The following is a 24,284-nucleotide window of genomic DNA, read 5'->3' as shown; positions in this document are numbered from 1 at the left end:
ATGGACATTTCGACATGAACGATCGCGTCAATTCCGACATCACCACGTCTCGCAAGATCTTGCGGCCGCGGCGGCTCGCGCTGCTCGGCACCGTGGCCGCGCTGGGCGTGGCCGCCCTGGCCATTGCGCCAGGCGCCTCGCCGTACGGCATCAACTCCTTGATTGCGCCGGCTCAGGCGGCCGAAGCCGCCGCGACGCCGCCCGGCTTCGGCGATCTCGTCAGCAGGGTCAAACCCGCTGTGATCTCGGTGCGGGTCAAAATCGATCAGGACAACGACAAGAGCGCGATGCTGCAGCAGAACCGGATGGATTCGGACGAGGACACGCCGTTCGACCAGTTCTCGCGACAGTTCGGTTTCCGCTTTCCGGGCGGCGCGAACGGCATGCCGCGCCAGCGCCACCAGATGATCACGGGCGAAGGCTCCGGCTTTTTCATCTCCGCCGACGGCTATGCCGTGACCAACAATCACGTCGTCGATCGCGCCGAGTCCGTGCAGGTGACGATGGACGACGGCACGACCTACACCGCGAAAGTGGTCGGCACCGATCCGAAGACAGATCTCGCGCTGATCAAGGTCGACGGCAAGAAGGACTTTCCGTTCGTCAAGTTCTCCGACCAGAAGCCGCGCATTGGCGACTGGGTGGTCGCGGTCGGCAATCCCTTCGGTCTTGGCGGTACCGTGACCGCCGGCATCGTCTCGGCCAGCGGCCGCGACATCGGCAACGGTCCCTATGACGACTTCATCCAGATCGACGCGCCGATCAACAAGGGTAATTCCGGCGGCCCGGCCTTCGACATGAACGGCAACGTGATCGGCGTGAACACTGCGATCTTCTCGCCCTCGGGCGGCTCGGTCGGCATCGGCTTCGATATCCCGGCTTCGACCGCCAAGCTCGTCGTCGCGCAATTGAAGGACAAGGGCGCGGTCACCCGGGGCTGGCTCGGCGTGCAGGTGCAGCCGGTGACGTCGGATATCGCCGACAGCCTCGGGCTCAAGGAGGCGCGGGGCGCGATCGTCGACAATCCGCAGGATGGCAGCCCGGCGGCGAAGGCCGGCATCCAGGCGGGCGATGTCATCACCGCCGTCAACGGCACCACGATCAAGGACTCCCGCGACCTCGCCCGCACCATCGCGGGCTTGACGCCGGGCACGTCCGTGAAGCTCGATGTCTTCCGCAAGGGCGACAGCAAGACGGTGACGCTGGCGCTCGGCGAGTTGCCGAACGAGCGGCAGGCCAAGGGCAATGGCAGTGGCAATGCCGACGAGGGCAGCGGACAGCCGGGTGCCGGCACGCCGCGCCTCGGCCTCAGCCTGGCGCCCGCCGGTGACGTCCAGGGCGCAGGCCAGAACGGCGTCGTCGTCACCGAGGTTGATCCGCAAGGCCCGGCCGCGCAACGCGGCATCCGGACCGGCGACGTCATCCTCAATGTCGGCGGCAAGGCTGTCAGCAATGTCGGCGAGGTGCGCTCCGAGCTGGCGCAGGCCAAATCGTCGGGCAAGCGCAGCGTGCTGCTTCAGGTCAGAAGCGCGGAGGCCACCCGCTTCGTTGCGGTGCCACTCGCATAACGTCAACTCGACCCTTACCAATCCAGGAAGGCGGCCTTCGGGCCGCCTTTTGCACACACGTCACGTCCGCACCAGGCCGGTCACATTCTCGTTAACGGCAGGGATGATGACCTGGTGCGTCCGAAAAAGCCGTGTTCGCTGATCACACTCGCAGGGCGCCTCGGTGCTCTGCGCCAACGTCGCCGCTGAGAGGGGTTGCAAGCGTGGAACTTCGAGCCTCCCGGCGCTTTGTGGAACTCGCCGGTGGTTCACAAGTGATCGGTGCCGACATGGATCGATTGAAGCTCTCGCTCAGGAGTGCGCTGCTCGTGGCGCCATTGGTGCTCTCGGGGGGAAACGCGCTCGGGCGCGACGACGGCCGCTACGCGAATTCTCCTCTGAAGCCATGGTTCGACAGTTTGCGCAGCCATCTCGGTCCGTGCTGCTCGGACGCGGACGGTTTCGCCCTTGCCGATCTCGACTGGGAGTCGCACAACGGGCGCTACCGTGTCCGCATCGACGGACAGTGGATCGATGTGCCGGATGAGGCCGTCATCACCGAGCCCAACCGGGCCGGCCGCACGATGGTGTGGCCGGTCAAGACTGCGTTCGGGATTTCGATCCGCTGCTTCATGCCGGGGAGCATGATCTGAGGCGGGTCAGCGCGACCGCTTGGATTTGCGCTTCGATGATTTCTTGTTCGACGATTTCTTGGACGACGTCCCGGACGTTTTCTTGGATGCTTTCTTGGACGTCTTCTTGGCGCTCTTGCGCTTCGAAGCCTTCTTCGGGACCTTCTTGCCCTTCTTGCGTGCCTTCGACAGTCCGATCGCGATGGCCTGCTTGCGGTTCTTGACGCGGCCGCCGCGCCCGCCACGGCCGCTCTTCGCGGTGCCCTTCTTGTAACGCCGCATCTCGGTGGCGACATCGCTTCCCGAGCTGCGTGAGTAGCGGCGCTTTTTTGCCTTGCGTGCCATGCATATTCTCCCTCGGCGGGGAGAACCATTCTGCACAGCCATGGTTCCGGGAGCGTGGAACGGCGCAGGCCTAAAGCGCGATGCGATGCTCTAGAAGGAGTTTGCCAGCTCGATCTCCGCTTCCAGCACCTGGATGCGCCGGGCGGCCTCGGTGAAGGACAGATCCCGCGCATATTGGCCGGGCTGATAGGCCTCTTCGCTGAGCCGCTTTAGCTTTAGGCCCTGCGCCCGCGTCATCTGCTCGCCCAGGAAAAATCTGGCGTCGTATTTACCTTGAACCTGCATCTGGCGTCTCCGTCCTGAAATCGTGACTTGACTATATGTTCTTATTTTGTTCTAACAAGGCATGGACAACAGAATTAATGAAATTCGACGTAAAATCAGAGCCTTGAGGCTTGAGATGGCCGACGTCGAGGCGTCGGTGCGCGACCTCGTCGAGCGCGATCACGACTGTACGGAAAGGGCCCTGGCGCAGATGGACCTGCGCCGGAAGATGAATCTCTTGATCGCCGAATGGAAGGCTGCCGGCGGCAGCGACGTACTGCCGAACGTCCGCGACCGGGTGCGGCTTCGTGCCGTGAAGACAGGCGGCAACTCCGCGCGCGCAGCCGAGCGCCGCTGAGATCCTTGGCGCCGGATACTGAAGGCCGAGTGCCGAACCCGCCGAGTGCCGAACCCAAAGATAGAAGACAAAGGGCTCCGCAATGCGGAGCCCTTCATGATTCCTGGGAGCGCCTATTTGGTGTTGGTCAGGCCGCCCGTGTTGGTCATGGTGCCGCCCTGATCGGAGCCGGGACCGGCGCCGCCTTGGCCGGAAGGATCAGCGCCCTTGGAGGACTTGGTGTTGGCGCCGGTGGTCTGTGCCGACGACATCGAGGATTCATGCTTGGCCTTGTGCGATTTGGCCTGGGCGGCAAACGGCGCGGCGGCAAGGCCGGTTGCCAATATTACGGCGAGAGCGAGCTTGGTCGTGTTCATGCGGGGGAACTCCCTGAGTTAAATTGACGCAGGCAGCAAAACGGCGCGTCGCGGCAGGAGTTCCCGGCGAAGTATCTTCCGTACGTCACGCACGCTTCAAGTTTGCTTGTCCTCGGCCAGGATGAACACGGCGCCGGTGAGCGTCGCGCCGATCGCAAAGGTCGTCACCAAGGTGAGGGCGAAGACCATCGCGGCCTGGCTTCCGCCATTGTTCAGCAGGTTGGCGACGGCTGGATTGGACAGGACGAGCGTGAGGCTGAAAATGAGGCCTAGCGCTGCGCCCATCATTGCATGCGTCATCAGCTTGATAAGGCCGCTGGCAGAGATCAGCTCAGACGACTTCTTGGTGCGCATGGGACGGCATCCCGAACTTGCCACGCCAACGCGCATGTGATCGCCGGGTTCCGTTCCGCTGAAGGAATTGTTACCGCCCGTTTCATCCGGCGTTCATGCCGGGCTTGCCAAGATGGGCGCCAGCAAAACGGGAACATCGATATGGGTAAGGTCGTCTTTCTTTACCGCTCGCTGGCCTATCGCAACGCGGCCGCGGACATCCTGCGCAAGGCGCGCAAGCTTCCGCTTGGCGCGGAGCGAAGCGCGGCCCGCCGCTACGCGAGGGCGCTGCGCGATCTCGCCCGAACGGAAGCTTGGCTCGAAGGGCGCGTCGCGCGCGAACCACGCACGGTGCAGCGCATGAGCAGCGCAGCGTCAGGTTAACCGGATGCGCGTTGCAATTCGGCAGCGCCGGCGGTGTCGAACTTGCTTGGTGCAGCCGCCGCGGTCTTGCGTGTCAACGGCACCTCAAGACGGCACAGCAGGCCCTCGGCGCGCCAATCGAACTGCGCCTGTCCGCCAAGCTGGGACTCGATGCTCGCAAGCAGGCTTCGCGTGCCGAAGCCGCGCGATTTCGGGGTCTTGACCAGGGGACCGCCGGATTCCTCCCAGCTCAGCGTGAGCAGCTCCTCGTCGACCTGCCAATCGATCGCGAGCCGCCCCGCTCGCGTGGATAGCGCGCCGTACTTTGCCGAGTTGGTGAAGAGCTCGTGCAGTGCGAGCGCCAGCGTCTGGGCCGTCGCCGGCAGCAACTGAACTTCGGGCCCTGCCAATTTGATCTGGTCGCCTAGCGAGTAGGGCGCAAGCTCCTCGTCGATCAGCCTGGAGAGCTCGGCGCCTTGCCAGCTCGACAGCGACAGGATGGTGTGCACGCGCGCCAGCGCATTGATGCGCCCCTCGACGGCGTTGACATAGGCCTTGACCTCGTCGGCCCGGGTGAGGCGCACGATCGACTGCGCCAGCGCCAGCGCGTTCTTCGCGCGATGATCGACTTCCCGCGCCAGCAGGTTCTGCCGCTCCTCGGCGCGCTTGCGCTCGGTGATGTCGACGGTCACGCCGCTGACGCGCACCACGCGCCCGCTCTCGTCCGTGGTTGCGGCCGCCGTGCCGACGCACCAGCGCACCTCGCCGTCGGGCCGGATGATGCGGAACTCCGTCTCATAGGCGCGTGTGCCCTTGTTGAACTCGGCGATCGCCTTGCGCAACTGGTCGACGTCGTCGGGGTGCAGCAGGGCCTGAACGTTGGCCGGATTGATCTCGAAATTGTCGGGGCTGACGCCGAAGATATTGTATTGCCCCTCGTCCCACATCCAATCGCCGCTGATCCAGTCCCAGTCCCAGGACCCCATCTTGCCTGCCGCGATCGCCATGCTGCGCCGCTGCTCGCTCTCGCGCAGCTTCGCGGTGGAAGCCTCCAGTTCCGCGGTGCGGGCGCGGACGCGATCCTCGAGCTCGTGGTTCAGCCGTTCGAGCTCGCGCGTCTTGCGGTAGAGCTCGGCAAACACCTTGATCTTGGCGCGCAGTACCTCCGGCACGACCGGAACCGGCACGTAATCGACCGCGCCCATCTCGTAGCCGCGCAGCCGGTCGATGTCGCTGACCTGGATCGCCGAGATGAAGATCATGGCGGTCTTCTGGAAACGCGGATGCTCGCGGATCATCGCGGCGAGCTCGAAGCCGTCGAGCTCGGGCATGCAGACGTCGACCAGGATCACCGCGATCTCGGTCTTGAGCAGCACCTCCAACGCCTCGCGGCCCGAGGAGGCGATCACGAGGTTCTCGCCGAGATCCTTCAGGATCACCTCATAGGCGAGCAGCTTGGCCGGCTGGTCGTCGACGAGCAGGATGTTGACCTTTTCCTGGTCCATGCGCGTGTCCAACTCAGCGATGCAGCCACATGCGGATCGCAAGCAGCAATTGGTCGGTGTTGACCGGTTTGGCGAGGTAGTCGGACGCGCCGGCTTCGAGGCATTTCTCCCGGTCGCCCTTCATCGCCTTGGCCGTCAACGCGATGATCGGCAGACGGGCGAAGGCCGGGTTCTCGCGGATCACGCCGATGGTCTGGTAGCCATCCATCTGCGGCATCATGATGTCCATCAGCACGATCGCGATCTCCGGATTGGATTCGACCAGTGTCACCGCCTCGCTGCCGGTCGTGGCCGTCAGCACCTTCATGCCGCGTCGTTCCAGCACGCTCGAGAGCGCGAAGATATTGCGGGCATCGTCGTCGACGAGCAGGGCGGTCTTGCCGATCAGGTCCTCGTCGGAACTGTTCAGCTTCTCCAGCATGCGCTGCTTCTCGAGCGGCAACTCCGTGATCACGCGGTGCAGGAACAACGCGGTCTCGTCGAGCAGGCGCTCGGGCGATTCCACGCCCTTGACCACGATGCTGCGTGCCATGGTGTGGAGTTCCGCATCCTCCTCGGCCGAGAGCTCGCGGCCGGTGAACACCACGACGGGGATGTTCGACAGCGCCTCGTCGTTGCGGATCTGATCGAGCACCTCGAAGCCGCTCATGTCGGGCAGCCTGAGGTCGAGCACCACGCAATCGCAGGGTTGCTCGCGCAACGTCGTGAGCGCGCCTGCCCCGGTATCCGTGGCCAGGATCTCGATGTCGTCGTGGTGCAGCAGCTCGCGGATCGAGAGCCGCTCGGCCTCGTTGTCCTCGACGATCAAGAGCCGCTTGCGCCGCGGCCGCGCATATTCCTTGATCTGCGTCAGCGCGGCCGAGACGCCCTCGGTCGTCGTCGGCTTGTTGACGAAGGAGAAGGCGCCGCGCGCCAGCGCATGCTGGCGGTCCTCGTCGAGCGTGATGATCTGGACCGGGATGTGGCGGGTGAGCGGATTGTGCTTGAGCTGGCTCAGCACGGTCCAGCCGAGCATGTCGGGCAGGAACACGTCGAGCGAGACGGCCGTCGGCTGGTATTGCTTGGCGAGCTCGAGGGCCTCGGCGCCGCGCGCGGCGACCAGGACCTTGAAGCCCTTGTCGCGGGCCAGATCGACCAGCACGCGGGCATAATGCGGATCGTCCTCGACGATCAGGAGAATGGTGTCGCCGGGCTCGAGGTTGAGGCGGTCGTCGGGCAGCTGCTCGATAACGCGCTGCTGGTCAGGCGCGGCAGGCTGCAGCGCCGGCGGCTGGCCGTATTGCTGTGACGCCGGCGCCCGCGGCGCGAGGGTCGGGCCGGAATATTTCAAGGGCAGATAGAGCGTGAAGGTCGAGCCCTTGCCCGGCGCGCTGCGCAGGTGGATCTCGCCGCCGAGCAGGCTGGCAAGCTCGCGGCTGATCGCAAGGCCGAGGCCGGTGCCGCCATATTTGCGGCTGGTGCCGGCATCGGCCTGCTGGAACGCCTCGAAGATCAGCTTCTGCTTCTCCAGGGGAATGCCGATGCCGGTGTCGGACACTTCGAAGGCGATCACGGCCGGCGCCGAGTTCAGCACCGGATGATCCGACCCCCAGCCGCCGATTGCGCCGGCGACTTTCAGGCGCACTTCGCCGTCGGCGGTGAACTTGAAGGCGTTGGAGAGCAGATTCTTCAGAACCTGTTGCAGCCGCTTGGAGTCGGTCACGATGCTGCGCGGCAGGTTCGGATCGACGTCGATCTTGAACGACAGGTTGCGGTTGTCCGCCTCGTGCCGGAACGGCCGGCCGACGGTCTCGAGCAGGTTCGCGGTCAGGATTTCCTCGGCGTCGACCGTCACGGTGCCGGACTCGATCTTGGAGAGATCGAGAATGTCGCTGATGAGGTTGAGCAGGTCGGTGCCGGCACCATGGATGGTGCGGGCGAACTCGACCTGCTTGGCCGAGAGGTTGCCATCGGGATTGTCGCTGAGCTGCTGTCCGAGGATCAGGATCGAGTTCAGCGGCGTACGCAGCTCGTGGCTCATATTGGCGAGGAATTCGGACTTGTACTTCGACGTCAGCGCGAGCTCGGTCGCCTTCTCCTCGAGCGCGCGGCGGGCCTGCTCGATTTCCTGGTTCTTGCGTTCGACCTCGACGTTGCGCTCGGCGAGCTGCTGCGCCTTCTGCTCGAGCTGGTCGTTGGTCTGCTGCAATTCGCGCTGCTGGGTCTGCAGCTCGCCGGCGAGCTGCTGCGACTGCTTGAGCAGGCCTTCGGTCTGCATCGTGGCTTCGATCGAATTGAGCACGATGCCGATGGAGTCGGTGAGCTGCTCCAGGAACGTCATCTGCGAGGTCGTGAAGGAGACCAGCGAGGCGAGCTCGATCACGGCCTTGACCTGGCCTTCGAACAGGACCGGGAGCACGACGAGGTTCTTCGGGGCGACGCGGAACAGCGCCGAGTTGATCGGCACCACGTCCGAGGGAATGTCGGAGACGACGCGCGGCCGCTTGTCGAAGGCGCATTGGCCGATCAGGCCTTCGCCGAACTGCAGCACCGGCTGATAGGGGTAGACGCCGTCGCTGGCGTAGGAGGCGAGCAGCAGGAGCTGGGGATCGTTCTCGTTCTCGACCTGGTAGATCACGCCCGTATGGGCGTTCACCAGCGGCGACAATTCGGTGAGCAGCAATCGGCCGACCGTGGTGAGATCGCGCTGTCCCTGGAGCATGTTGGTGAACTTGGCGAGGTTGGTCTTGAGCCAGTCCTGCTCGGTATTCACGTCCGTCGTGAGACGGAGGTTGGTGATCATCGTGTTGATGTTGTCCTTCAGCTCCGCCACTTCGCCGCGGGCGTCGACCTGGATCGACCGCGTCAGGTCGCCCTTGGTCACCGCAGTTGCGACTTCCGCGATCGCGCGCACCTGCGAGGTCAGGTTGGCCGCGAGCAGGTTGACGTTGCCGGTGAGATCCTTCCAGGTGCCGGCAGCGCCGGGCACGTTGGCCTGGCCGCCGAGCCGGCCTTCGACGCCGACCTCGCGCGCCACCGACGTCACCTGATCGGCGAAGGTCGCGAGCGTCTCGGTCATGTTGTTGATGGTGTCGGCGAGCGCCGCGACCTCGCCCTTCGACTTCACCGTGAGGTTCTGCTTCAGATCGCCGTTGGCGACCGCGGTCACCACCTTGACGATGCCGCGCACCTGCTCGGTCAGGTTCGCCGCCATGAAGTTGACGGTGTCGGTGAGATCCTTCCAGGTGCCGGCGACGCCGGGCACCTGGGCCTGGCCGCCCAGCTTTCCTTCCGTGCCCACCTCGCGTGCGACGCGCGTCACTTCGCCGGCGAAGGCGTTGAGCTGGTCCACCATGGTGTTGATGGTGTTCTTCAGCTCCAGGATTTCGCCCTTCACATCCACGGTGATCTTGCGCGAGAGGTCGCCGCGCGCGACCGCCGTGGTGACTTCGGCGATGTTGCGGACCTGGGTGGTGAGGTTCGCAGCCAACAGGTTGACGTTGTCCGTGAGATCCTTCCAGGTGCCGCCGACGCCGGGCACCACGGCCTGACCGCCGAGCCGGCCCTCGGTGCCGACCTCGCGCGCCACGCGCGTGACTTCGGCGGCGAAGGAGCGGAGCTGCTCGACCATGGTGTTCAGCGTGTCCTTCAGGAGAAGGATCTCGCCGCGTACGTCCACCGTGATCTTCTTCGACAGGTCGCCGCCGGCGATCGCGGTTGCGACCTCGGCGATGTTGCGGACCTGCGCCGTCAGGTTGGAGGCCATGAAGTTGACGTTGTCGGTGAGGTCCTTCCAGGTGCCGGCGACGCCGGGCACCTCGGCCTGGCCGCCGAGCTTGCCTTCGGTGCCGACCTCGCGCGCCACGCGCGTGACTTCGCCGGCAAAGCCGTTGAGCTGGTCCACCATGGTGTTGATGGTGTTCTTCAGCTCGAGGATTTCGCCCTTCACGTCGACGGTGATCTTGCGCGAGAGGTCGCCGCGCGCCACCGCGGTCGTCACCTCGGCGATGTTGCGGACCTGGGCGGTGAGGTTACCCGCCATCGAGTTGACGCTGTCGGTGAGATCCTTCCAGGTGCCGGCGACGCCGGGCACGTTGGCCTGACCGCCGAGGCGGCCTTCGGTGCCGACCTCGCGCGCCACGCGCGTCACCTCGCCCGCGAAGCGGTTGAGCTGGTCGACCATGGTGTTCAGCGTGTCCTTGAGCTGAAGGATCTCGCCGCGCACGTCCACGGTGATCTTGCGCGACAGGTCGCCGCCGGCGATGGCGGTGGCAACTTCCGCGATGTTGCGGACCTGCGCGGTGAGGTTACCCGCCATCGAGTTCACGGAGTCGGTCAGGTCCTTCCAGGTGCCGGCGACGCCGGGCACGTCGGCCTGGCCGCCGAGCTTGCCGTCGGTGCCGACCTCGCGCGCCACGCGCGTGACTTCGCCGGCGAAGGCGTTGAGCTGGTCGACCATGGTGTTGAGCGTTTCCTTCAGCTGAAGGATTTCGCCCGAGACGTTCACCGTGATCTTCTTGGACAAGTCGCCCTTCGCCACCGCGGTTGCGACCTCGGCGATGTTGCGTACCTGGCCCGTGAGGTTCGAGGCCATCGAGTTGACGCTGTCGGTGAGGTCCTTCCACGTGCCGCCGACGCCGCGCACCACCGCCTGACCGCCGAGCTTGCCTTCGGTGCCGACCTCGCGCGCCACGCGCGTGACTTCGCCGGCGAAGGCGTTGAGCTGGTCCACCATCGTGTTGATGGTGTCCTTCAGCTCGAGGATCTCGCCGCGCACGTCCACGGTGATCTTCTTCGAGAGATCGCCGCCGGCGACCGCGGTGGTCACCTCGGCGATGTTGCGGACCTGCGCGGTCAGGTTCGAGGCCATCGAGTTGACGCTCTCGGTGAGGTCCTTCCAGGTGCCGGCGACGCCGAGCACGTTGGCCTGGCCGCCGAGCCGGCCCTCGGTGCCGACCTCGCGGGCGACGCGCGTCACTTCGCCGGCGAAGGCGTTGAGCTGGTCGACCATGGTGTTGAGCGTCTCCTTCAGCTGAAGGATCTCGCCCGAGACGTTCACCGTGATCTTCTTCGACAAGTCGCCGCTCGCGATGGCGGTCGCGACGTCGGCGATGTTGCGGACCTGCGCGGTCAGGTTGGAGGCCATGAAGTTGACGTTGTCGGTGAGGTCCTTCCAGGTGCCGGCCACGCCGGGCACCTGGGCCTGACCGCCGAGCTTGCCCTCGGTGCCCACCTCGCGCGCGACGCGCGTGACCTCCGAGGCGAACGAGTTGAGCTGGTCCACCATGGTGTTGATGGTGTCCTTCAGCTCCAGGATCTCGCCGCGCACGTCCACGGTGATCTTGCGCGAGAGGTCGCCGCGCGCCACGGCGGTGGTGACGTTGGCGATGTTGCGGACCTGTGCGGTCAGGTTGCCGCACATCGCGTTGACGGAGTCGGTCAGGTCCTTCCAGGTGCCGGCGACGCCGGGCACGATGGCCTGGCCGCCGAGCTTGCCGTCGGTGCCGACCTCGCGCGCCACGCGCGTCACTTCGGAGGCGAAGGAGCGCAGCTGGTCCACCATCGTATTGATGGCTTCCTTGAGCTGGAGGATCTCGCCGCGGACGTCGACCGTGATCTTCTTGGAGAGGTCGCCGTTGGCGACCGCGATCGTCACCTCGGCGATGTTGCGAACCTGGTTGGTCAGGTTGTTCGCCATCGAGTTGACGCTCTCGGTGAGGTCCTTCCAGACGCCGGTCACCTCCGGCACCTGGGCCTGGCCGCCGAGCTTGCCTTCGGTGCCGACCTCGCGCGCCACGCGCGTCACCTCCGAGGTGAACACGCCGAGCTGCTTGATCATGGTGTTGACGATCGTCGCCGACTGCAAGAACTCGCCGCGGAGCGGACGGCCGTCGACGTCGAGCTTGACGGTCTGCAGCAGGTCGCCCTGGGCGACAGCGGCAACCGCGCGTGTCACCTCGCGCGTCGGCCACAACAAGTCGTCGATCAGCGTGTTGACCGAACCTTCCATGTCGGCCCAGGAGCCCGAGGCGAGGCCGAATTTCACGCGCTGGCGGGTCTTGCCTTCGCGTCCCACCACCTGGCCCACCAGCTCGAGCTGCTGTGCCATGCGCTGGTTGGCGGCGATAATTTCGTTAAAAGTGTCGGCGATCTTGCCGTCGATACCGAGATAGTCGCCGCTCATGCGCACCGAAAAGTCACCGCTGCGCATCGCCTGGAGGGCGAGCAGCAGTTCCGCTCGGGAATCTGACTCGGACGTACCGTTGATTTTTGGCTTTGGGACGCGACGACCGGAGCGTGATGCAGTTCCGGAATCGAGGTCGCTCATACTGTTTCCCCCGCAGGCGTCGGCCGAATCTGAGGCAAGACGCGTTCGACGAAATAAGAGCGTCAGCCAAATTCGAAATCAAGCGCCAACGTACGGCGCAAGGAAATGGAACCCGCTTTGCTCAGCCCGGCCGAGTTAACAACGGACCGACCGGTTTGTTCCATACCGCTCGAAAGGAAAAAGGCCGCAGGGGCGGGTCGTCAACGCGTCCGACGTCCGCAGCCCTGCTTCGGAACGGAGCGCCGAGCCTGACGGTTAGCCAGCGCAGACAGGGAGAACGGACATGAAGGCAGCAATTTTCGCCATCGCCATCACGGCGCTTGCCGCGGGGTCGGCTCTGGCGCAGGGCGGTGCGCCAAGCGGGCGCGGCTCCGTGACGGGCGACCCCGCCGCAAGCTCCGCCAACCCGCAGGCGGACACGCCGACCACCGGAGCGGCCACCCGCTCGAATCCAAGCGGAAGCGGCACGTCCTCGTCCGGCGGCAAGGACGACAACGGCGATGCGGGTCGCGACAAGATGCCGGAGAGCGACCGCACCGTGCGGCCGCAGAGCCAGCAACATCCGAACGCCAAGTAGAGTTATTTGTCCGCCATGGTGCGCTCGGCGTCCCTGACCTGCGCGCGCAGCAGCGGCAGTTGTTCGCGCGCGAACGCTGCGAGCGCTGCATTGTCGGGCGCCGTCAGATAGCGTTCGAGCAGGCTGATGATCGACTCATACTCGGGAATCTGCGCGGCATAGAAGCTTCTGACATAGGCCGGACCATCCGACATTTCGGGCTCGACGAGGCTCGCGCTCGAGGATGTTGCCCTGCCGAGCTGCAGTTCCGCGCCGATCGCCTCCTGGACCTCTTTCAGTCGCTTGTCGCGCTTAGCCGCTTCCTCGGCGCGCAGGGCGGCGAGGTTCTTGACCTCGGCGTTGCCCTTGAGGTCGGTGTTCTCGAGCAGCCCCTGTTGAAACCGGCTGAAATTGTAGGCGCCGCTGATCACCTCGATCGCGGAGGGCGCCCGTGCGCCGGGCTTTCGTTCGCCAAGGCTGTCGGCAAGCGCCGAGGTGCTGATCAATGCCAGAATGATTGCGGCGACAACTCGCATCGATCTTCAATGACGAACCGCGTGCGAAAGTTCCCCGACCATTACGATCCGGTAAGCGGGTTGCGGCGCAAGAGTTCCGTCCCCACGTCCTCTATATGAAACAGTCTGACGTCTTCAGAGACAACGCTGACAATTGTCTTCAGCTTGCCGAGCGCGCTGACGGACAGCCCGCCCATAAGCGCTATTCGCGCATGGCCGACGCCTGGACGGCACTCGCCAACGAGCAGGATTGGCTCGACGGCGAAATTTCGCCCGTTCCCGTCCATGCAGCTCCAAAGCGGAACGGGTGAGCTCGTCTTCAAGAATCTGCATGTGAGACCGCTCACGGAAGGCGCACAACTGATTGGGATCATCCGGGAACGTCGATCGCGGAGATTCCAATTGCAGAAGGAGGTTTGGCGATGGCTCCGCGTCTGGCTCTTCTCTCCCTCATTCTCGCCTTTGGCGTCTCCGTCGCGTTCGCGACGGTGACCACGGTGCGACAGGTGCATCTCGAGAGCGCATCTCCCGTCCACGCCGTGCGCAGCTGATTGCCGCAGCGGAACATTCGACGCCGCTATGCGTAAGCGCTCCGACACATCAGCAGAAGCGAGAGCGCATCATGGCCCATTCCGACCAAGGCATCGTCAAGGACAAGCGTGGGGAGGTGCAGCCCCGCGACAAGGAACGTGCGCAATCCGTGCACAAGGCGGATCCGAAAGGCTCCCCCTCGCGTGAAGCGACGCGCGATCCCAAGCTGAACGACAACATCAAGACGCCGGGTTCCGGCGCCATGCCGGACGGCTCGAGCGACGCCACGGGCTAGCTCTCACCAGGAACGAATTTCCGCGGGAAGTGTCGACGGATTGCTTCCGGCAGTCATGCCCCCGGTGCGCCGGAAGCAATCTCCAAGGACGGCCCTGGCACCCACCGTGCCGGGGTCGTTTGCTTTTGGAGGGGCTTTCCGTGCGTCATTCGGCGCCGCTCTCCGGATCCCCCTGAGTATGTCCTTCAGGCCCGCGGCCGAATACGCCGAAGCTGCTCGACTTCACGCCGGCAGCGGCATCGACGCCCACAGCGGCCAGTCCGAACTTCAGGAGTTCGCGGACTGCTGCCGCCCGCGTCGGCATGCGGTGCTTGAACCGGAAATCGTCAATGGCGGCCAACTCTTCCGGCGAGAGCATGACCTGAAGGCGCTCGGCGCGAAGGTCGTTCATGGCGATCACGCAAATTGAGTAGGTTGAGTAGCTTACTCAACGAACCAAACTTGATTGAGTTCCGCGAAAGCCGACGAAGTCTGCAAGTGAATAGGAAATCCAATAAAATCAATAATTTATTGAAACGCATGCCGCCGTAAGGCATTGTTCCGGAAGGGAGAGAGACCATGACGGACGAAGTCAGGTTACCTCGCAAGCTTTCCGAAGAACCCGCAGCGCCCGAGCCGGTGCGGCCAAGCCAGCAGAAGATCATCGATGAGGTCGAGCGCTGGGCCAACAGCCCGGGCCTCCAGCCGCCGCAATCGCAGCCTTCGACGGGAGCGAAAGCGAGCTAGGGCATGATCCGAAAAAGTGCGAAGCGGTTTTCCGCAAAGATCATGCGTAAACAACAATCTAAAGCGCGATGACGATTCATCCAAATCTCATCGCGCTTTAAGGCTCTGCGAAGCGAGAGCCCGTTGCCGACGGCGAATGGCCTGATCGGCGCGATTTGTGGGAGACACTGCGAAGCTTGCGTCTGAGCCACCAGGCCGACACGGACACGATGGCCCAGACCGTCAGCGCGGCGAAAAAAGCGAGCGCGACGCTTGCCCCGACGATTAAATGGAAGATAGCGGCGAACGCGGCGAGGCCGATGCTACCGAGCGCGGCGCCGGCAGCATCGAGCGCCGCGGCCTTCTGTCCGCGACGCCGCCCGCTCAGGCCGGCCTTCTCCTTGGCGTGACGCTCGTGGCTTTCGATCAGCGTCGCGCTGGCGCAGAAGATGGCCGGAAGAGCAAGAAAGAGCCCGCCGACGGACGGGCCGAACTTCGAGCCGATAACGCCCGCGAGCACCGTCGCACCGCCGCCGAGCACGAAGCGAATGGCGTACTCGTACCACCGCGTCTCTTTCAGCGCCGATGTCGATAGCTTCACCAGCATCAGGCGGCACCTCCCAGGCCGGCGAGCAGGCCGAAGGCGACAACGAGCCATGCGGCAAAGGCAAGGATCGTGGCTGGAAGCGCGCCGAAACGGAACCTCATCAGGAGGTGGCAGACGACGACGCTGTAGCAGGCGAGTGCGACGGCGCCATAGATCATCGTCCAGCTCTGGGCCGCAGCATATTGCGGGCCGTGCTGGACCACTGCGATGGAGAGGGTGGCAAGCGCCACCGACGGTGCGGCGCCGAGCAGCCCGGCAAAGCTCTTCGGCCGCAGCATGTCACCGAGGATCGCGAAGACGGATACGATCAGGCCGCCTGCGACGAAGCGCACGAGATATTCAGTCATGGCTGTCCCCCGGCCCTGCGCTGCCGCTGCCGTGACTTCGCCATCGTGAACGGCCGGAACAGGCGCTCGACAACGATGCCCAGCATGAAACCTGCCACGACATCGCTGGCCCAGTGCGCGAGCAGCGCGACGCGCGTCAGGGACAGCGCTACCGCAAAGGAGCGCGCCAGGTTGCCCGGGGCCGGCGGCAACAGGCCTGCGGCCGAGGCAAGGGCGCCCATATGCACGGCGTGACCTGAGGGAAATGCATCGTGCGCGCGCCCCGAAAAGGGAACACCGCGCCCATGGCCGCTCACCGTCAGCCGGTCGGGCCTCGTCTGATCGAACACGGATTTCAAGACATGTGGTAACACGGCCGTCGCCAGCGACACGATCAGGACGTGATCGGCAACGGGGCGCTGCTGCGGGTGCCGGAAGCGGGTGTAGAGCCATCCTGCTGCCGCGAGCGCAACCAGGACATGCTCGTCGGCGCCCCAGGTCATGGCCTGGGCGGCATGCTCGAGCCCCGAGTTGGTATTGTGCGCGATCTCGTTGGCGATCGCCGTGTCGATCCGGGTGGGTTTGACTATTACAAGGGCCATCGGTCCGTCGGCGACTGTTCCTCCGTGACAGTTTGTAAAGCCTGGAAACAAAGAAGGTTCCTGGCTCAACCGGCAGGCACCGCCCAGCGGCAGCGCGATGACGTTCTCATCGCGCGCGAGAAGGGACGCCGGCAGGGCCGGCATCCCTCAGCAATGCGTTACTTGCTGGATTGGCCGACGCTCGGCGCCCGGCCGAGGTTCTTGGCCATCTCGAGGTGGTGCTTCAACGCCGGGAGCGTCTTGCCGGCCCAATCCTTGAGCTCGGCATTGTCGCCGCCCTTGGCGTAGCGCTCGAACAGCGACACGGCATCTTCATGCGCGCTGACCTGATAGGAATTGTAGTCCGAGCTGAAATCCTTGCCGCTCGCATTCTTGAGCTTGTCGATCTTGCTCTGATGCGAGCTGTCGAGCGCCGTCGGCAGCTTGGCCTGCACCTTGCCATTGCCGACCAGTCCCTTGAGCTCGTTGCTCGTCTTGGTGTGATCGGTGATCATCTGCTGCGCGAAGGCTTTCTCTTCCGCGTTGCCCTTCTGCTGGGCGAGCTTGCTCGATTCGATCTCAAACATGTCGCTGATCGCGACCTGCGTCACGAAGTCCGCGGTCGCAGGCGCAACGCCGAGCGCCGAATTCACGCCGGTCTTTTCGCCCAGCGACTGGGCGAGAGCGGGGCCTGCGAGAATCATGCAGGCAAGAGCGATGATTGTGCGTTTCATGGTCAAATCCTTCCGAAAAGGTCGCGTGGCCGCTTGCCGGCGACGTGCGGCGACCAACACGCCGCCGGGGCCGAGGTTCCTAACGGCTAATCCGCGCGATTCCGTCCGGTGCGCGGATTGATGGGATCTGTCGGCTTGCGTCGAAGCCGTTCGGGCAGGAACGGTTCGGCCGCCGTGGCGGTCGCGTCGGCCCGTACGTCCGCGTAGTGCTGCGCCTGCTCGCGGGAGGTGGGGTTGTCACTGATCCGGCGCTTGACGTCGAGACCGTCGACCGGATCGTTGACGCCGTGCCGGATGTCGCGGAAATCACTCATGGCTGGCCTCATTGCTTTCCTGGCAGGATCGATTCCAGCACCTGCCGCGCTGCTCCCTTGATCATCCCGCTCTCGTTCGGGTCGCCCTTCATCAGGGCGAGCGAGAAGTTCTTCGCCTGCTGCAAGGTGATGTGCGGCGGCAGCGGCGGCACCTCGGGATCGGTTTTCACTTCCAGCACGACGGGCATCTCGCTTGTTAGCGCCTGTTCCCAGGCCGAGCCGAGCAGCTGTGGGCTGTCGACGAAGATGCCGCGCAGGCCGATCAGTTCGGCGAAGCGCGAATAGGAGACGTCGGGAATGCGCTGTGACGCCTCGAACTTGGGATCACCGTTGATGATGCGTTGCTCCCAGGTGACTTGGTTGAGGTCCTCGTTGTTGAAGACGCAGACGATGAAACGCGGGTCCTTCCAGTCGCGCCAATACTTCGCCGCGGTGATCAGCTCGGCCATGTTGTTCATCTGCATGGCGCCATCGCCGACGAGTGCAATCACGGGGCGGTCGGGCTGGGCGTATTTGGCCGCGAGCGCGTAAGGCACCGCAGCGCCCATCGAGGCGAGCCCGCCGGAGAGCGAGGCTGTCATGCCGCGCCGCATCTTCAGGTCGCGGGCGAACCAGTTGGCGCATGAGCCGGAATCGCTGGTGATGATGGCGCGGTCGGGCAGGCGCGGCGACAATTCCCAGGCGACGAGCTGCGGATTGACTGGCGCGGCGGGCTGATGCGCGCGGCCATCCAAAGTCTTCCACCAGGTCGCAACGTCGTCCTGAATGCCCTGGCGCCAGGCGCCGTCGCTCTTGGGCTTCAGCCGCGGCAGCAATGCGCGCAGCGTCTCGGCGGCATCTCCGATGAGGCCGACCTCCATGGGAAAGCGGATCGACATCATGCCGGCGTCGATGTCGATCTGGACGCCGCGCGCGCTGCCTTCCTTCGGCAGGAATTCGGCGTAAGGAAAGGCCGAGCCCACCATCAGCAGCGTGTCGCATTCCATCATCATGTTGTAGCTGGGCTCCGTGCCGAGCAGGCCGATCGAGCCGGTGACCCATGGCAGGTCGTCGGGCAGCGCCGCCTTGCCCAGCAGCGCCTTGGCGCAGCCGGCCGACAGCCGGTCGGCGACCGCGATGACGTCGTCGGTGGCGCCGAGCGCTCCGGCGCCGACGAGCATTGCGACCTTTTTGCCGGCATTGAGGATCTCCGCGGCGCGGTCGAGATCGGCATCACGAGGAATGACTTTAGGCGCGCTATATCCAACGCCCGAGTGCAGCGTGCCGTGGGCGCGGGGCGGGTCCTCGTAAGCCTCCTCCTGCAAGTCGTTGGGCAAGATGATGACGGTGGGAGTCCGCCGCGCCAGTGCGATCCGCACCGACCGATCAATCAGGTGCCGCACCTGCGCAGGCGAGGAGGCCTGCATGACATAGGCGCCCGCGACGTCCTTGAACATCGAGAGGAGGTCGAGTTCCTGCTGATATTGACCGCCGAGGGCGTTGCGCGACTGCTGGCCGACGATCGCCAGCACCGGCTGGTGATCGAGCAGCGCATCGTACAGCCCGGTGACGAGATGCGAGGCGCCGGGACCGGAGGTCGCAATGCAGACGCCGAGCTGACCTGAGAATTTTGCGTAGGCGGTTGCCATGAATGCCGCCATCTCCTCGTGCCGCGCCTGCACGAAGCCGATGTTGCCGCCCGCCCGGTTCATCGCACCGAACACGCCGTTGATGCCGTCGCCGGGATAGCCAAAGATGTGGCGCACGCCCCATTGGTGCAGGCGCTGAATGATGAAGTCGGAGACGGTCTGGGACATTGCGGGCGGCTTTCTCTGTTGCGGCCTCGATAGCCTCAGAGAACCGGTTCTTTGTGGCGATGTTCCCAAGCATTTCCGGAACACGCGCCGGAACGATCGCGCACCCCTTTCGGTTGATTCACAAATGGCCGAGTGGAGAATAACGATGCTCAATCAGAGCGAACTGGACCGTAACGAGATGGGCCGGCTGATCGGAAGCGACAAGGTCGAGGGAACCGCGGTCTACGGTGCCGATCGCAACAAGATCGGTTCAATCGAACGGGTCATGATCGACAAGATCAGCGGCAAGGTCTCATATGCGGTGCTTGGTTTCGGCGGCTTTCTCGGCCTCGGCAATGATCACTATCCGTTGCCCTGGCAGTCGCTGAAGTACGACACCGAGCTCGGCGGTTACGTGACTGCGATCACCGCCAAGGATCTGGAAGGCGCGCCGAAATACGGTGAGAAGACCGACTGGAACTGGAGCGACGACGCCGCCGTGCGCGGCATCAACTCCTATTACGGTGTTCCCTTCGCTTGAGCTTTGAGAGGCGCGGCGCCTCACTCACTCCGCCGCTTCTCTCCGCCCCGGGCCCGCATGCACATGCACCTGCTTGGCATGCAGCACCTCGCCGCATTCCGAGCACACCATTACGGGATCGAACAGCTTGCCGCAGCTCTTGTGCTCGTGCAGCAGCGGGCGGCCGCGCTCGTCGCCCATATGGACGTCGCCCCAATGCACCATCGCCATGATGATCGGGTAGAGGTCGAGCCCCTTCTGGGTGAGGATGTATTCGTAGCGCTTCGGTGCCTCGGAATAGGGGACGCGGCGCAGGATGCCGAAGCGGACCAGCTTCTTCAGCCGCTCCGAGAGCAGATGGCGTGTGATCTGCAGCGAGGACTGAAACGCTTCGAACCGCCGTACCCGCAGGAAGCACTCGCGCAGGATCAGCAGCGTCCAGCGGTCGCCAATCGCGGCGACGGTGCGCGCGAGCGAGCAGGGCTCTTCCTCCAGCGTGTCCCATTTCATGATGCGGTTCCTGCAAGTCGTCAGTCTGAAAAAGGAACTAAGTTGATCGATCAGAGAGATTTTCACTAGAAGCTAACATTCAGCCGCTCAGTTTGACAGTTCTATTTTTGAACTATAGCCTCCGGCACATAAATGCCGCGCGCTCGCAGCGCGGCCCATGGGAGGAGGCGGTCTTGTCCAAGCGAAACGCCACTGCGGCCGTCATCGGAGCCGGCGATTTCATCGGCGCCGAGATCGCCAAGAAGTTTGCCGCCGAAGGGTTCTCGGTTTTCGCCGGCCGCCGCAATGGCGATAAGCTGGCGCCGCTGGTGCAAGAGATCGAAGCCGCCGGCGGCGAGATCCACGCCCGCTCACTCGACGCGCGGAAGGAAGACGAGGTCATCGCCTTCCTCAACGACGCCGACAAGCATGCACCGCTCGAAGTCTGCATCTTCAACGTCGGCGCCAACGTCAATTTCCCGATCCTCGACACCACCGAGCGCGTGTTTCGGAAAGTGTGGGAGATGGCCTGCTATTCCGGCTTCCTCGCGGGCCGTGAGGCGGCGCGGCTGATGCTGCCGCGCGGCGGCGGCAACATCTTTTTCACGGGTGCGACTGCAAGCCTGCGCGGCGGCAGCGGGTATGCCGCCTTCGCCAGCGCCAAGTTCGGCCTGCGCGCGGTCGCGCAGGCGATGGCGCGCGAGCTCGGGCCGAAGAACATCCACGTCGCCCATCTCATCATCGATTCCGGCGTCGACACCGAATGGGTGCGCCAGCGCCGGCTCGAGGCGCTCGGGCCGAATGCGCTCGATAATCCCGATCTCCTGATGCCGCCGTCATCGGTCGCGAGCGCCTATTGGCAGCTCTACCAGCAGCCGAAGAGCGCCTGGACCTTCGAGATGGAGATCCGCCCCTTCGGAGAGAAATGGTGACCGCCGCGAGAAAGTCCGGCTAGACTGAGCTCAACATCAAGCAAAACCGGGAGGATTTTCAGTGAAGACCGCGATCACCGAACTGTTCGGCATCGAGCACCCGATCATCCAGGGCGGCATGCATTTCGTCGGCTTCGCCGAGCTGGCCGCTGCCGTCTCCAATGCCGGCGGGCTCGGCATCATCACCGGTCTCACGCAGAAGACACCCGAGCTGCTCGCCAAGGAGATCGCGCGCTGCCGCGACATGACGGACAAGCCGTTCGGCGTCAACCTCACCTTCCTGCCGGCCTTCTCGGCGCCGCCTTATCCGGAATATATCGCGGCCATCGTCGAGGGCGGCATCAAGGCGGTGGAGACCGCGGGCCGCAGCCCGGAAGCCTACATGCCGGCGCTGAAGGCCGCCGGCATCAAGGTGATTCACAAATGCACATCGGTGCGCCACTCGCTGAAGGCCGAGCGCATCGGCTGCGACGCCGTCAGCGTCGACGGCTTCGAGTGCGGCGGCCATCCCGGCGAGGACGACATTCCCAACATGATCCTGCTGCCGCGTGCGGCGGAAGAGCTGAAGATCCCGTTCGTCGCCTCCGGCGGCATGGCCGATGGGCGCAGCCTGGTCGCGGCGCTCTCGCTGGGCGCGGCCGGTATGAACATGGGCACGCGCTTCATCGCCACCAAGGAAGCGCCGGTGCACCAGAACGTCAAGAACGCGCTGGTCGCGGCCACCGAGCTCGACACCCGCCTGATCATGCGGGCGTTGCGCAATACCGAGCGCGTCCTGAAGAACGCCAATGTCGACCGCCTGCTCGAGATCGAGCGCGAGAAGGGCGCCAAGCTCACGATCGACGACATCCACGACCAGGTCGCGGGCGTCTATCCCAGGATCATGCTGGACGGCCAGATGGATGCCGGCGCCTGGAGCTGCGGCATGGTCGCAGGTCTCATCCACGACATTCCTTCCTGCAAGGAGCTCATCGATCGCATCATGGGCGAGGCTGAAACCATCATCCGCAGCCGCCTGATGGGGTTCCTGGACGGGACGGACGCTGCGCGAAAGGTCGCCTGACACCGTCAAACTTCTTAACCACGGCGGCATCTGACCGCTGGAATTACGCGCGGCGCCTCTTAGATAGGGGTAAATTGCCCCTTTCATAAATCGATTTCAGGAGGCGTCCGTGGTCCTGAAAAGCGTTCCCTTCGCAATTGCCCTCGCCCTCCTGGTCGCAGGGGCCGGTGTTGCGCGCGCCGACGACTACAAGCCCGGCGAATATCTCGGTCTCGATCTCTCCAAGGCGGTGCTGTCGCCGAAACGTCTCGGGCCGGAGACGCACTTCGCGCCGGTCGCGCTCGAAGCGCGTGGCGCGAACGAAGCGCAGGCGCGTGCTGAGCCGGTCGATGTGCCGAAGAAGGTTGCCGCCGAACGTGTTCGTGTGGCCGAGCCGAAGAGCGCGCATGCGGCGAGCAGCCAGCCGCGGGGCGCGGCCCGCGCCAAGCTCGCGCACCGCCGCGGCAACCCGCTCGATGCGCAGGCACTGGACACCCGCATCCAGACCTGGCCATGCCGCTCCGGCGGCATCTGCAACTGGAAGCGGTGATCACAGGCGTCATCCCCGCGTCGCAAAACCGTAGGCGCGGAGTCAAGAAACCGTAAGCCGGGAGTCAAGGAGCGCAGGCACCTTCCGTCGCGATTCGACGAAGGTCTCCTGAATGGCAAAGCTCCGCGCCTCGCGCGCATGGACCCGGCGGCAGTTTCTGGTCCGCTCCGCTTCCAGTCTCGCCATCGCCGCGCTCGCGAAGCCTCATTTGAGCCGCGCCGCCGATCGGCCGCAGATCGCAGGCGGCATTCAGTCCGGCGATGTCTCCGGCGGCTCCGCGGTGATCTGGGCGCGCGCCAATCGGCCCGCGCGGATGCAGGTGGAATGCTCTACGGTCGAGAGCTTCAAGACCATCATCGCCTCGGCTTCCGGCGATGCGTTGCCCGACACCGATCTCACTGCAAAACTCCTGCTGGCGGATCTGCCGCCTGGGCAAGACATCTTCTACCGCATCCGCTTCGACGACATCGCCACCGGTCTCCTCGGTGGAAGCCGCGTCGGGCATTTCCGCACCGCGCCGGCAGCGCGCCAGTCGATCTCGTTTCTGTGGTCCGGTGACACCGCGGGCCAGGGCTGGGGCATCGACGTCTCCCGCGGCGGCTATCGCAGCTATCGCACCATGCTCGATAACAATCCGGATTTCTTCATCCACTGTGGCGATCACATCTACGCGGACTGCACGATCCCTTCCGAACAGAAGCTGCCGAACGGCGAGACCTGGCGCAACCTCGTCACCGAAGAGAAGTCGGAGGTGGCGCACACCCTGGCGCAGTTCCGCGGCAACTACAAATACAACCATCTCGACGAACACTTTCGCGCCTTCCATGCGCAGGTGCCGATGTTCGCGCAATGGGACGATCACGAGGTGACCAACGACTGGTCGCCGATCGGGACCTATGACGAGTCCGGACACGAGGACGACGGCACCCCGCGCCTGGTCGCGCGAGCCCGCCGGGCCTTCTTCGACTTCATGCCAATCCGCGACATCGGCGCGCGGCACGGCCGCGTCTATCGCAAGATCGCCTATGGCCCGCTGCTCGACGTCTTCATGATCGACATGCGCAGCTACCGCGACGAGAGCTGGAACAAGGGCGATGATCACCGCGGCTGGATCCTGGGCGCCGAGCAGCTCGCCTGGCTCAAGCGCGAGCTCGCCGCTTCGCGCGCGACCTGGAAGGTGATCGCGGCCGACTTGCCGATTGGCCTGATCAGCCTGGATGCCGTTGCGCTCGGCGATGGGCCGCCCGACCGGCGTGAGCACGAGATCGCCGATCTGCTCGCATTCATCACGCGCGCCGGTATCCGCAACATCGTCTGGCTCACCGCCGACATGCATTACACCGCCGCGCACTACTACGATCCGAAGAAGGCGCAATTTAAGGATTTCGAGCCGTTCTGGGAGTTCGTCTCCGGCCCGCTGCATGCCGGCAGCTGGGGACCGGGCGAGCTCGACGACACCTTCGGCCCGGTCGCGATGTACCAGCATGGCTGCAGCGCTGCGCAAGGCGAGAATCTCGCGCCCTGCTTCGGCTTGCAGTTCTTCGGGCGGGTCGACATCGATGGCCACAGCGGCGTGATGACGGTGACCCTGAAGGACGTCGACAATCGCGACCTCTGGTCGGTCGACATCGTGCCGCAGCCGCAGGTGCATCCGTCGCTGGTGGCGCAGCATTGGTGAGGTTGCTAACCCGATCTTGATTGGCCGCTTTGCTCCTCCCGCGCTAGGGTGAGGGGTCCCGCCACTTCTTTTCCATCACCGAAAAGTCTGCTCACGCGGCATCGCCGCGCGATCCGGTGGGCTG

The 24,284-nt window shown here is 64.7% G+C and carries 29 protein-coding genes; 14 read left to right on the top strand and 15 right to left on the bottom strand.

Translation table 11 applies throughout. The features are described 5' to 3' along the window. Nucleotides 1–14 precede the first annotated feature (14 nt). Together I6F37_RS35380 and I6F37_RS35375 are read left to right on the top strand one after the other, a co-directional pair. Entirely contained in the window at nt 15–1,568 is a 1,554-nt protein-coding gene (locus I6F37_RS35380; RefSeq protein ID WP_225154010.1) for a Do family serine endopeptidase, read from the top strand. Nucleotides 1,569–1,837: 269 nt separating this feature from the next. Beyond that, nucleotides 1,838–2,200: a hypothetical protein gene (locus tag I6F37_RS35375; RefSeq protein ID WP_036003965.1), complete on the top strand. Its 363-nt coding sequence runs from the start codon at nt 1,838–1,840 to the stop codon at nt 2,198–2,200. 6 nt (nt 2,201–2,206) lie between these two features. On the opposite strand, the gene I6F37_RS35370 is transcribed toward I6F37_RS35375, so the two are convergent. Further along, a complete protein-coding gene (locus I6F37_RS35370) occupies nt 2,207–2,524 on the bottom strand; it encodes a DUF6496 domain-containing protein (protein WP_036003905.1) in 318 nt (105 codons plus the stop codon). Nucleotides 2,525–2,614: 90 nt separating this feature from the next. Beyond that, entirely contained in the window at nt 2,615–2,809 is a 195-nt protein-coding gene (locus I6F37_RS35365; protein ID WP_036003909.1) for a DUF3072 domain-containing protein, read from the bottom strand. A gap of 115 nt (nt 2,810–2,924) precedes the next feature. On the opposite strand from I6F37_RS35365, the gene I6F37_RS35360 reads away from it, so the two are divergent. Beyond that, complete coding sequence (locus tag I6F37_RS35360; RefSeq protein ID WP_225154008.1) at nt 2,925–3,146, top strand: hypothetical protein; 222 nt, start codon at nt 2,925–2,927, stop codon at nt 3,144–3,146. A gap of 113 nt (nt 3,147–3,259) precedes the next feature. Here the strand turns inward: I6F37_RS35360 and I6F37_RS35355 are convergent, their stop codons facing one another. Further along, complete coding sequence (locus tag I6F37_RS35355) at nt 3,260–3,502, bottom strand: hypothetical protein (RefSeq protein ID WP_225154007.1); 243 nt, start codon at nt 3,500–3,502, stop codon at nt 3,260–3,262. A 96-nt stretch (nt 3,503–3,598) separates the two neighbouring features. Next, entirely contained in the window at nt 3,599–3,856 is a 258-nt protein-coding gene (locus tag I6F37_RS35350) for a hypothetical protein (protein WP_036029986.1), read from the bottom strand. A gap of 141 nt (nt 3,857–3,997) precedes the next feature. Between I6F37_RS35350 and I6F37_RS35345 the strand changes: the two genes are divergently transcribed. Next, nucleotides 3,998–4,219 (top strand): hypothetical protein, encoded by a 222-nt coding sequence (locus I6F37_RS35345; RefSeq protein WP_225112618.1) that lies wholly within the window; start codon nt 3,998–4,000, stop codon nt 4,217–4,219. Here I6F37_RS35345 and I6F37_RS35340 read toward each other — a convergent pair. Both I6F37_RS35340 and I6F37_RS35335 read right to left on the bottom strand, forming a co-directional pair. Beyond that, entirely contained in the window at nt 4,216–5,703 is a 1,488-nt protein-coding gene (locus I6F37_RS35340; RefSeq protein ID WP_036003924.1) for an HWE histidine kinase domain-containing protein, read from the bottom strand. The genes I6F37_RS35345 and I6F37_RS35340 overlap by 4 nt on opposite strands. A 13-nt stretch (nt 5,704–5,716) precedes the next feature. Beyond that, nucleotides 5,717–12,010, bottom strand: a complete 6,294-nt coding sequence (locus I6F37_RS35335; protein ID WP_074447528.1) for a HAMP domain-containing protein — start codon at nt 12,008–12,010, stop codon at nt 5,717–5,719. 283 nt (nt 12,011–12,293) lie between these two features. Here I6F37_RS35335 and I6F37_RS35330 point away from each other — a divergent pair, with 283 nt between their 5' ends. Beyond that, nucleotides 12,294–12,587: a hypothetical protein gene (locus tag I6F37_RS35330; protein WP_036030987.1), complete on the top strand. Its 294-nt coding sequence runs from the start codon at nt 12,294–12,296 to the stop codon at nt 12,585–12,587. A 2-nt stretch (nt 12,588–12,589) separates the two neighbouring features. Here the strand turns inward: I6F37_RS35330 and I6F37_RS35325 are convergent, their stop codons facing one another. Next, nucleotides 12,590–13,102: a DUF4142 domain-containing protein gene (locus I6F37_RS35325; protein ID WP_225112620.1), complete on the bottom strand. Its 513-nt coding sequence runs from the start codon at nt 13,100–13,102 to the stop codon at nt 12,590–12,592. Between the two features lie 95 nt (nt 13,103–13,197). Here I6F37_RS35325 and I6F37_RS35320 point away from each other — a divergent pair, with 95 nt between their 5' ends. From I6F37_RS35320 to I6F37_RS35315, 3 genes are all read left to right on the top strand, one after another. Beyond that, a complete protein-coding gene (locus tag I6F37_RS35320) occupies nt 13,198–13,392 on the top strand; it encodes a hypothetical protein (protein ID WP_074447527.1) in 195 nt (64 codons plus the stop codon). 111 nt (nt 13,393–13,503) lie between these two features. Continuing rightward, entirely contained in the window at nt 13,504–13,632 is a 129-nt protein-coding gene (locus I6F37_RS45655) for a hypothetical protein (protein ID WP_260346296.1), read from the top strand. A 71-nt stretch (nt 13,633–13,703) separates the two neighbouring features. Continuing rightward, complete coding sequence (locus I6F37_RS35315) at nt 13,704–13,907, top strand: hypothetical protein (protein WP_036003938.1); 204 nt, start codon at nt 13,704–13,706, stop codon at nt 13,905–13,907. A gap of 145 nt (nt 13,908–14,052) precedes the next feature. Here I6F37_RS35315 and I6F37_RS35310 read toward each other — a convergent pair whose 3' ends face one another. After that, nucleotides 14,053–14,298, bottom strand: a complete 246-nt coding sequence (locus I6F37_RS35310) for a hypothetical protein (RefSeq protein ID WP_036003940.1) — start codon at nt 14,296–14,298, stop codon at nt 14,053–14,055. 167 nt (nt 14,299–14,465) lie between these two features. On the opposite strand from I6F37_RS35310, the gene I6F37_RS35305 reads away from it, so the two are divergent. After that, nucleotides 14,466–14,633: a hypothetical protein gene (locus tag I6F37_RS35305; protein ID WP_167361644.1), complete on the top strand. Its 168-nt coding sequence runs from the start codon at nt 14,466–14,468 to the stop codon at nt 14,631–14,633. Between the two features lie 97 nt (nt 14,634–14,730). Here I6F37_RS35305 and I6F37_RS35300 read toward each other — a convergent pair whose 3' ends face one another. From I6F37_RS35300 to I6F37_RS35275, 6 genes are all read right to left on the bottom strand, one after another. Beyond that, on the bottom strand, nt 14,731–15,219 hold the full coding sequence (locus I6F37_RS35300) for a DUF3147 family protein (protein WP_225154005.1): 489 nt from the start codon (nt 15,217–15,219) through the stop codon (nt 14,731–14,733). Continuing rightward, nucleotides 15,219–15,566, bottom strand: coding sequence for a DUF3147 family protein (locus I6F37_RS35295; RefSeq protein ID WP_036003946.1), 348 nt, complete (start codon nt 15,564–15,566; stop codon nt 15,219–15,221). Before I6F37_RS35295 ends, I6F37_RS35300 begins: the two co-directional genes overlap by 1 nt. Continuing rightward, nucleotides 15,563–16,291 (bottom strand): phosphatase PAP2 family protein, encoded by a 729-nt coding sequence (locus I6F37_RS35290; RefSeq protein WP_225154003.1) that lies wholly within the window; start codon nt 16,289–16,291, stop codon nt 15,563–15,565. The genes I6F37_RS35295 and I6F37_RS35290 overlap by 4 nt, the downstream gene beginning before the upstream one ends. A 14-nt stretch (nt 16,292–16,305) precedes the next feature. Next, nucleotides 16,306–16,860 (bottom strand): DUF4142 domain-containing protein, encoded by a 555-nt coding sequence (locus I6F37_RS35285; protein ID WP_036003951.1) that lies wholly within the window; start codon nt 16,858–16,860, stop codon nt 16,306–16,308. An 86-nt stretch (nt 16,861–16,946) separates the two neighbouring features. Further along, entirely contained in the window at nt 16,947–17,174 is a 228-nt protein-coding gene (locus tag I6F37_RS35280; RefSeq protein ID WP_225154001.1) for a hypothetical protein, read from the bottom strand. Nucleotides 17,175–17,182: 8 nt separating this feature from the next. Next, nucleotides 17,183–18,970, bottom strand: coding sequence for a thiamine pyrophosphate-requiring protein (locus tag I6F37_RS35275; RefSeq protein WP_225153999.1), 1,788 nt, complete (start codon nt 18,968–18,970; stop codon nt 17,183–17,185). Between the two features lie 145 nt (nt 18,971–19,115). Here I6F37_RS35275 and I6F37_RS35270 point away from each other — a divergent pair, with 145 nt between their 5' ends. Then, nucleotides 19,116–19,490: a PRC-barrel domain-containing protein gene (locus I6F37_RS35270; RefSeq protein ID WP_036003959.1), complete on the top strand. Its 375-nt coding sequence runs from the start codon at nt 19,116–19,118 to the stop codon at nt 19,488–19,490. A 24-nt stretch (nt 19,491–19,514) separates the two neighbouring features. Here the strand turns inward: I6F37_RS35270 and I6F37_RS35265 are convergent, their stop codons facing one another. Beyond that, complete coding sequence (locus I6F37_RS35265) at nt 19,515–19,979, bottom strand: helix-turn-helix domain-containing protein (protein ID WP_036003962.1); 465 nt, start codon at nt 19,977–19,979, stop codon at nt 19,515–19,517. 173 nt (nt 19,980–20,152) lie between these two features. Here I6F37_RS35265 and I6F37_RS35260 point away from each other — a divergent pair, with 173 nt between their 5' ends. The 4 genes from I6F37_RS35260 (at nt 20,153) to I6F37_RS35245 (ending at nt 24,160) form a co-directional block, all read left to right on the top strand. Beyond that, a complete protein-coding gene (locus I6F37_RS35260) occupies nt 20,153–20,890 on the top strand; it encodes an SDR family oxidoreductase (RefSeq protein WP_225153997.1) in 738 nt (245 codons plus the stop codon). A gap of 61 nt (nt 20,891–20,951) precedes the next feature. Next, on the top strand, nt 20,952–21,953 hold the full coding sequence (locus tag I6F37_RS35255; protein ID WP_225153995.1) for a nitronate monooxygenase family protein: 1,002 nt from the start codon (nt 20,952–20,954) through the stop codon (nt 21,951–21,953). 109 nt (nt 21,954–22,062) lie between these two features. Next, on the top strand, nt 22,063–22,482 hold the full coding sequence (locus I6F37_RS35250) for a hypothetical protein (protein WP_225153993.1): 420 nt from the start codon (nt 22,063–22,065) through the stop codon (nt 22,480–22,482). A 112-nt stretch (nt 22,483–22,594) separates the two neighbouring features. Beyond that, nucleotides 22,595–24,160 carry an alkaline phosphatase gene (locus I6F37_RS35245; RefSeq protein ID WP_225153991.1) on the top strand — a complete coding sequence of 522 codons (1,566 nt, stop codon included), beginning with the start codon at nt 22,595–22,597 and terminating at the stop codon, nt 24,158–24,160. The last annotated feature ends 124 nt before the right edge of the window (nt 24,161–24,284 follow it).

It is taken from the genome of Bradyrhizobium sp. NBAIM08, assembly GCF_020193935.1.
GTDB classification, from domain to species: Bacteria; Pseudomonadota; Alphaproteobacteria; order Rhizobiales; family Xanthobacteraceae; genus Bradyrhizobium; species Bradyrhizobium yuanmingense.
Note: the sequence above shows the minus strand (reverse complement) of the source record. Positions and strands in the feature narration are given on the sequence as shown.

What these genes read in the sequence shown, in the direction of transcription:
- I6F37_RS35380 (WP_225154010.1), top strand. Translation starts at nt 15, where the DNA reads ATGAACGATCGCGTCAATTCCGACATCACCACGTCTCGCAAGATCTTG.
- I6F37_RS35375 (WP_036003965.1), top strand. Translation starts at nt 1,838, where the DNA reads ATGGATCGATTGAAGCTCTCGCTCAGGAGTGCGCTGCTCGTGGCGCCA.
- I6F37_RS35370 (WP_036003905.1), bottom strand. Translation starts at nt 2,524, where the DNA reads ATGGCACGCAAGGCAAAAAAGCGCCGCTACTCACGCAGCTCGGGAAGC.
- I6F37_RS35365 (WP_036003909.1), bottom strand. Translation starts at nt 2,809, where the DNA reads ATGCAGGTTCAAGGTAAATACGACGCCAGATTTTTCCTGGGCGAGCAG.
- I6F37_RS35360 (WP_225154008.1), top strand. Translation starts at nt 2,925, where the DNA reads ATGGCCGACGTCGAGGCGTCGGTGCGCGACCTCGTCGAGCGCGATCAC.
- I6F37_RS35355 (WP_225154007.1), bottom strand. Translation starts at nt 3,502, where the DNA reads ATGAACACGACCAAGCTCGCTCTCGCCGTAATATTGGCAACCGGCCTT.
- I6F37_RS35350 (WP_036029986.1), bottom strand. Translation starts at nt 3,856, where the DNA reads ATGCGCACCAAGAAGTCGTCTGAGCTGATCTCTGCCAGCGGCCTTATC.
- I6F37_RS35345 (WP_225112618.1), top strand. Translation starts at nt 3,998, where the DNA reads ATGGGTAAGGTCGTCTTTCTTTACCGCTCGCTGGCCTATCGCAACGCG.
- I6F37_RS35340 (WP_036003924.1), bottom strand. Translation starts at nt 5,703, where the DNA reads ATGGACCAGGAAAAGGTCAACATCCTGCTCGTCGACGACCAGCCGGCC.
- I6F37_RS35335 (WP_074447528.1), bottom strand. Translation starts at nt 12,010, where the DNA reads ATGAGCGACCTCGATTCCGGAACTGCATCACGCTCCGGTCGTCGCGTC.
- I6F37_RS35330 (WP_036030987.1), top strand. Translation starts at nt 12,294, where the DNA reads ATGAAGGCAGCAATTTTCGCCATCGCCATCACGGCGCTTGCCGCGGGG.
- I6F37_RS35325 (WP_225112620.1), bottom strand. Translation starts at nt 13,102, where the DNA reads ATGCGAGTTGTCGCCGCAATCATTCTGGCATTGATCAGCACCTCGGCG.
- I6F37_RS35320 (WP_074447527.1), top strand. Translation starts at nt 13,198, where the DNA reads ATGAAACAGTCTGACGTCTTCAGAGACAACGCTGACAATTGTCTTCAG.
- I6F37_RS45655 (WP_260346296.1), top strand. Translation starts at nt 13,504, where the DNA reads ATGGCTCCGCGTCTGGCTCTTCTCTCCCTCATTCTCGCCTTTGGCGTC.
- I6F37_RS35315 (WP_036003938.1), top strand. Translation starts at nt 13,704, where the DNA reads ATGGCCCATTCCGACCAAGGCATCGTCAAGGACAAGCGTGGGGAGGTG.
- I6F37_RS35310 (WP_036003940.1), bottom strand. Translation starts at nt 14,298, where the DNA reads ATGAACGACCTTCGCGCCGAGCGCCTTCAGGTCATGCTCTCGCCGGAA.
- I6F37_RS35305 (WP_167361644.1), top strand. Translation starts at nt 14,466, where the DNA reads ATGACGGACGAAGTCAGGTTACCTCGCAAGCTTTCCGAAGAACCCGCA.
- I6F37_RS35300 (WP_225154005.1), bottom strand. Translation starts at nt 15,219, where the DNA reads ATGCTGGTGAAGCTATCGACATCGGCGCTGAAAGAGACGCGGTGGTAC.
- I6F37_RS35295 (WP_036003946.1), bottom strand. Translation starts at nt 15,566, where the DNA reads ATGACTGAATATCTCGTGCGCTTCGTCGCAGGCGGCCTGATCGTATCC.
- I6F37_RS35290 (WP_225154003.1), bottom strand. Translation starts at nt 16,291, where the DNA reads ATGCCGGCCCTGCCGGCGTCCCTTCTCGCGCGCGATGAGAACGTCATC.
- I6F37_RS35285 (WP_036003951.1), bottom strand. Translation starts at nt 16,860, where the DNA reads ATGAAACGCACAATCATCGCTCTTGCCTGCATGATTCTCGCAGGCCCC.
- I6F37_RS35280 (WP_225154001.1), bottom strand. Translation starts at nt 17,174, where the DNA reads ATGAGTGATTTCCGCGACATCCGGCACGGCGTCAACGATCCGGTCGAC.
- I6F37_RS35275 (WP_225153999.1), bottom strand. Translation starts at nt 18,970, where the DNA reads ATGTCCCAGACCGTCTCCGACTTCATCATTCAGCGCCTGCACCAATGG.
- I6F37_RS35270 (WP_036003959.1), top strand. Translation starts at nt 19,116, where the DNA reads ATGCTCAATCAGAGCGAACTGGACCGTAACGAGATGGGCCGGCTGATC.
- I6F37_RS35265 (WP_036003962.1), bottom strand. Translation starts at nt 19,979, where the DNA reads ATGAAATGGGACACGCTGGAGGAAGAGCCCTGCTCGCTCGCGCGCACC.
- I6F37_RS35245 (WP_225153991.1), top strand. Translation starts at nt 22,595, where the DNA reads ATGGCAAAGCTCCGCGCCTCGCGCGCATGGACCCGGCGGCAGTTTCTG.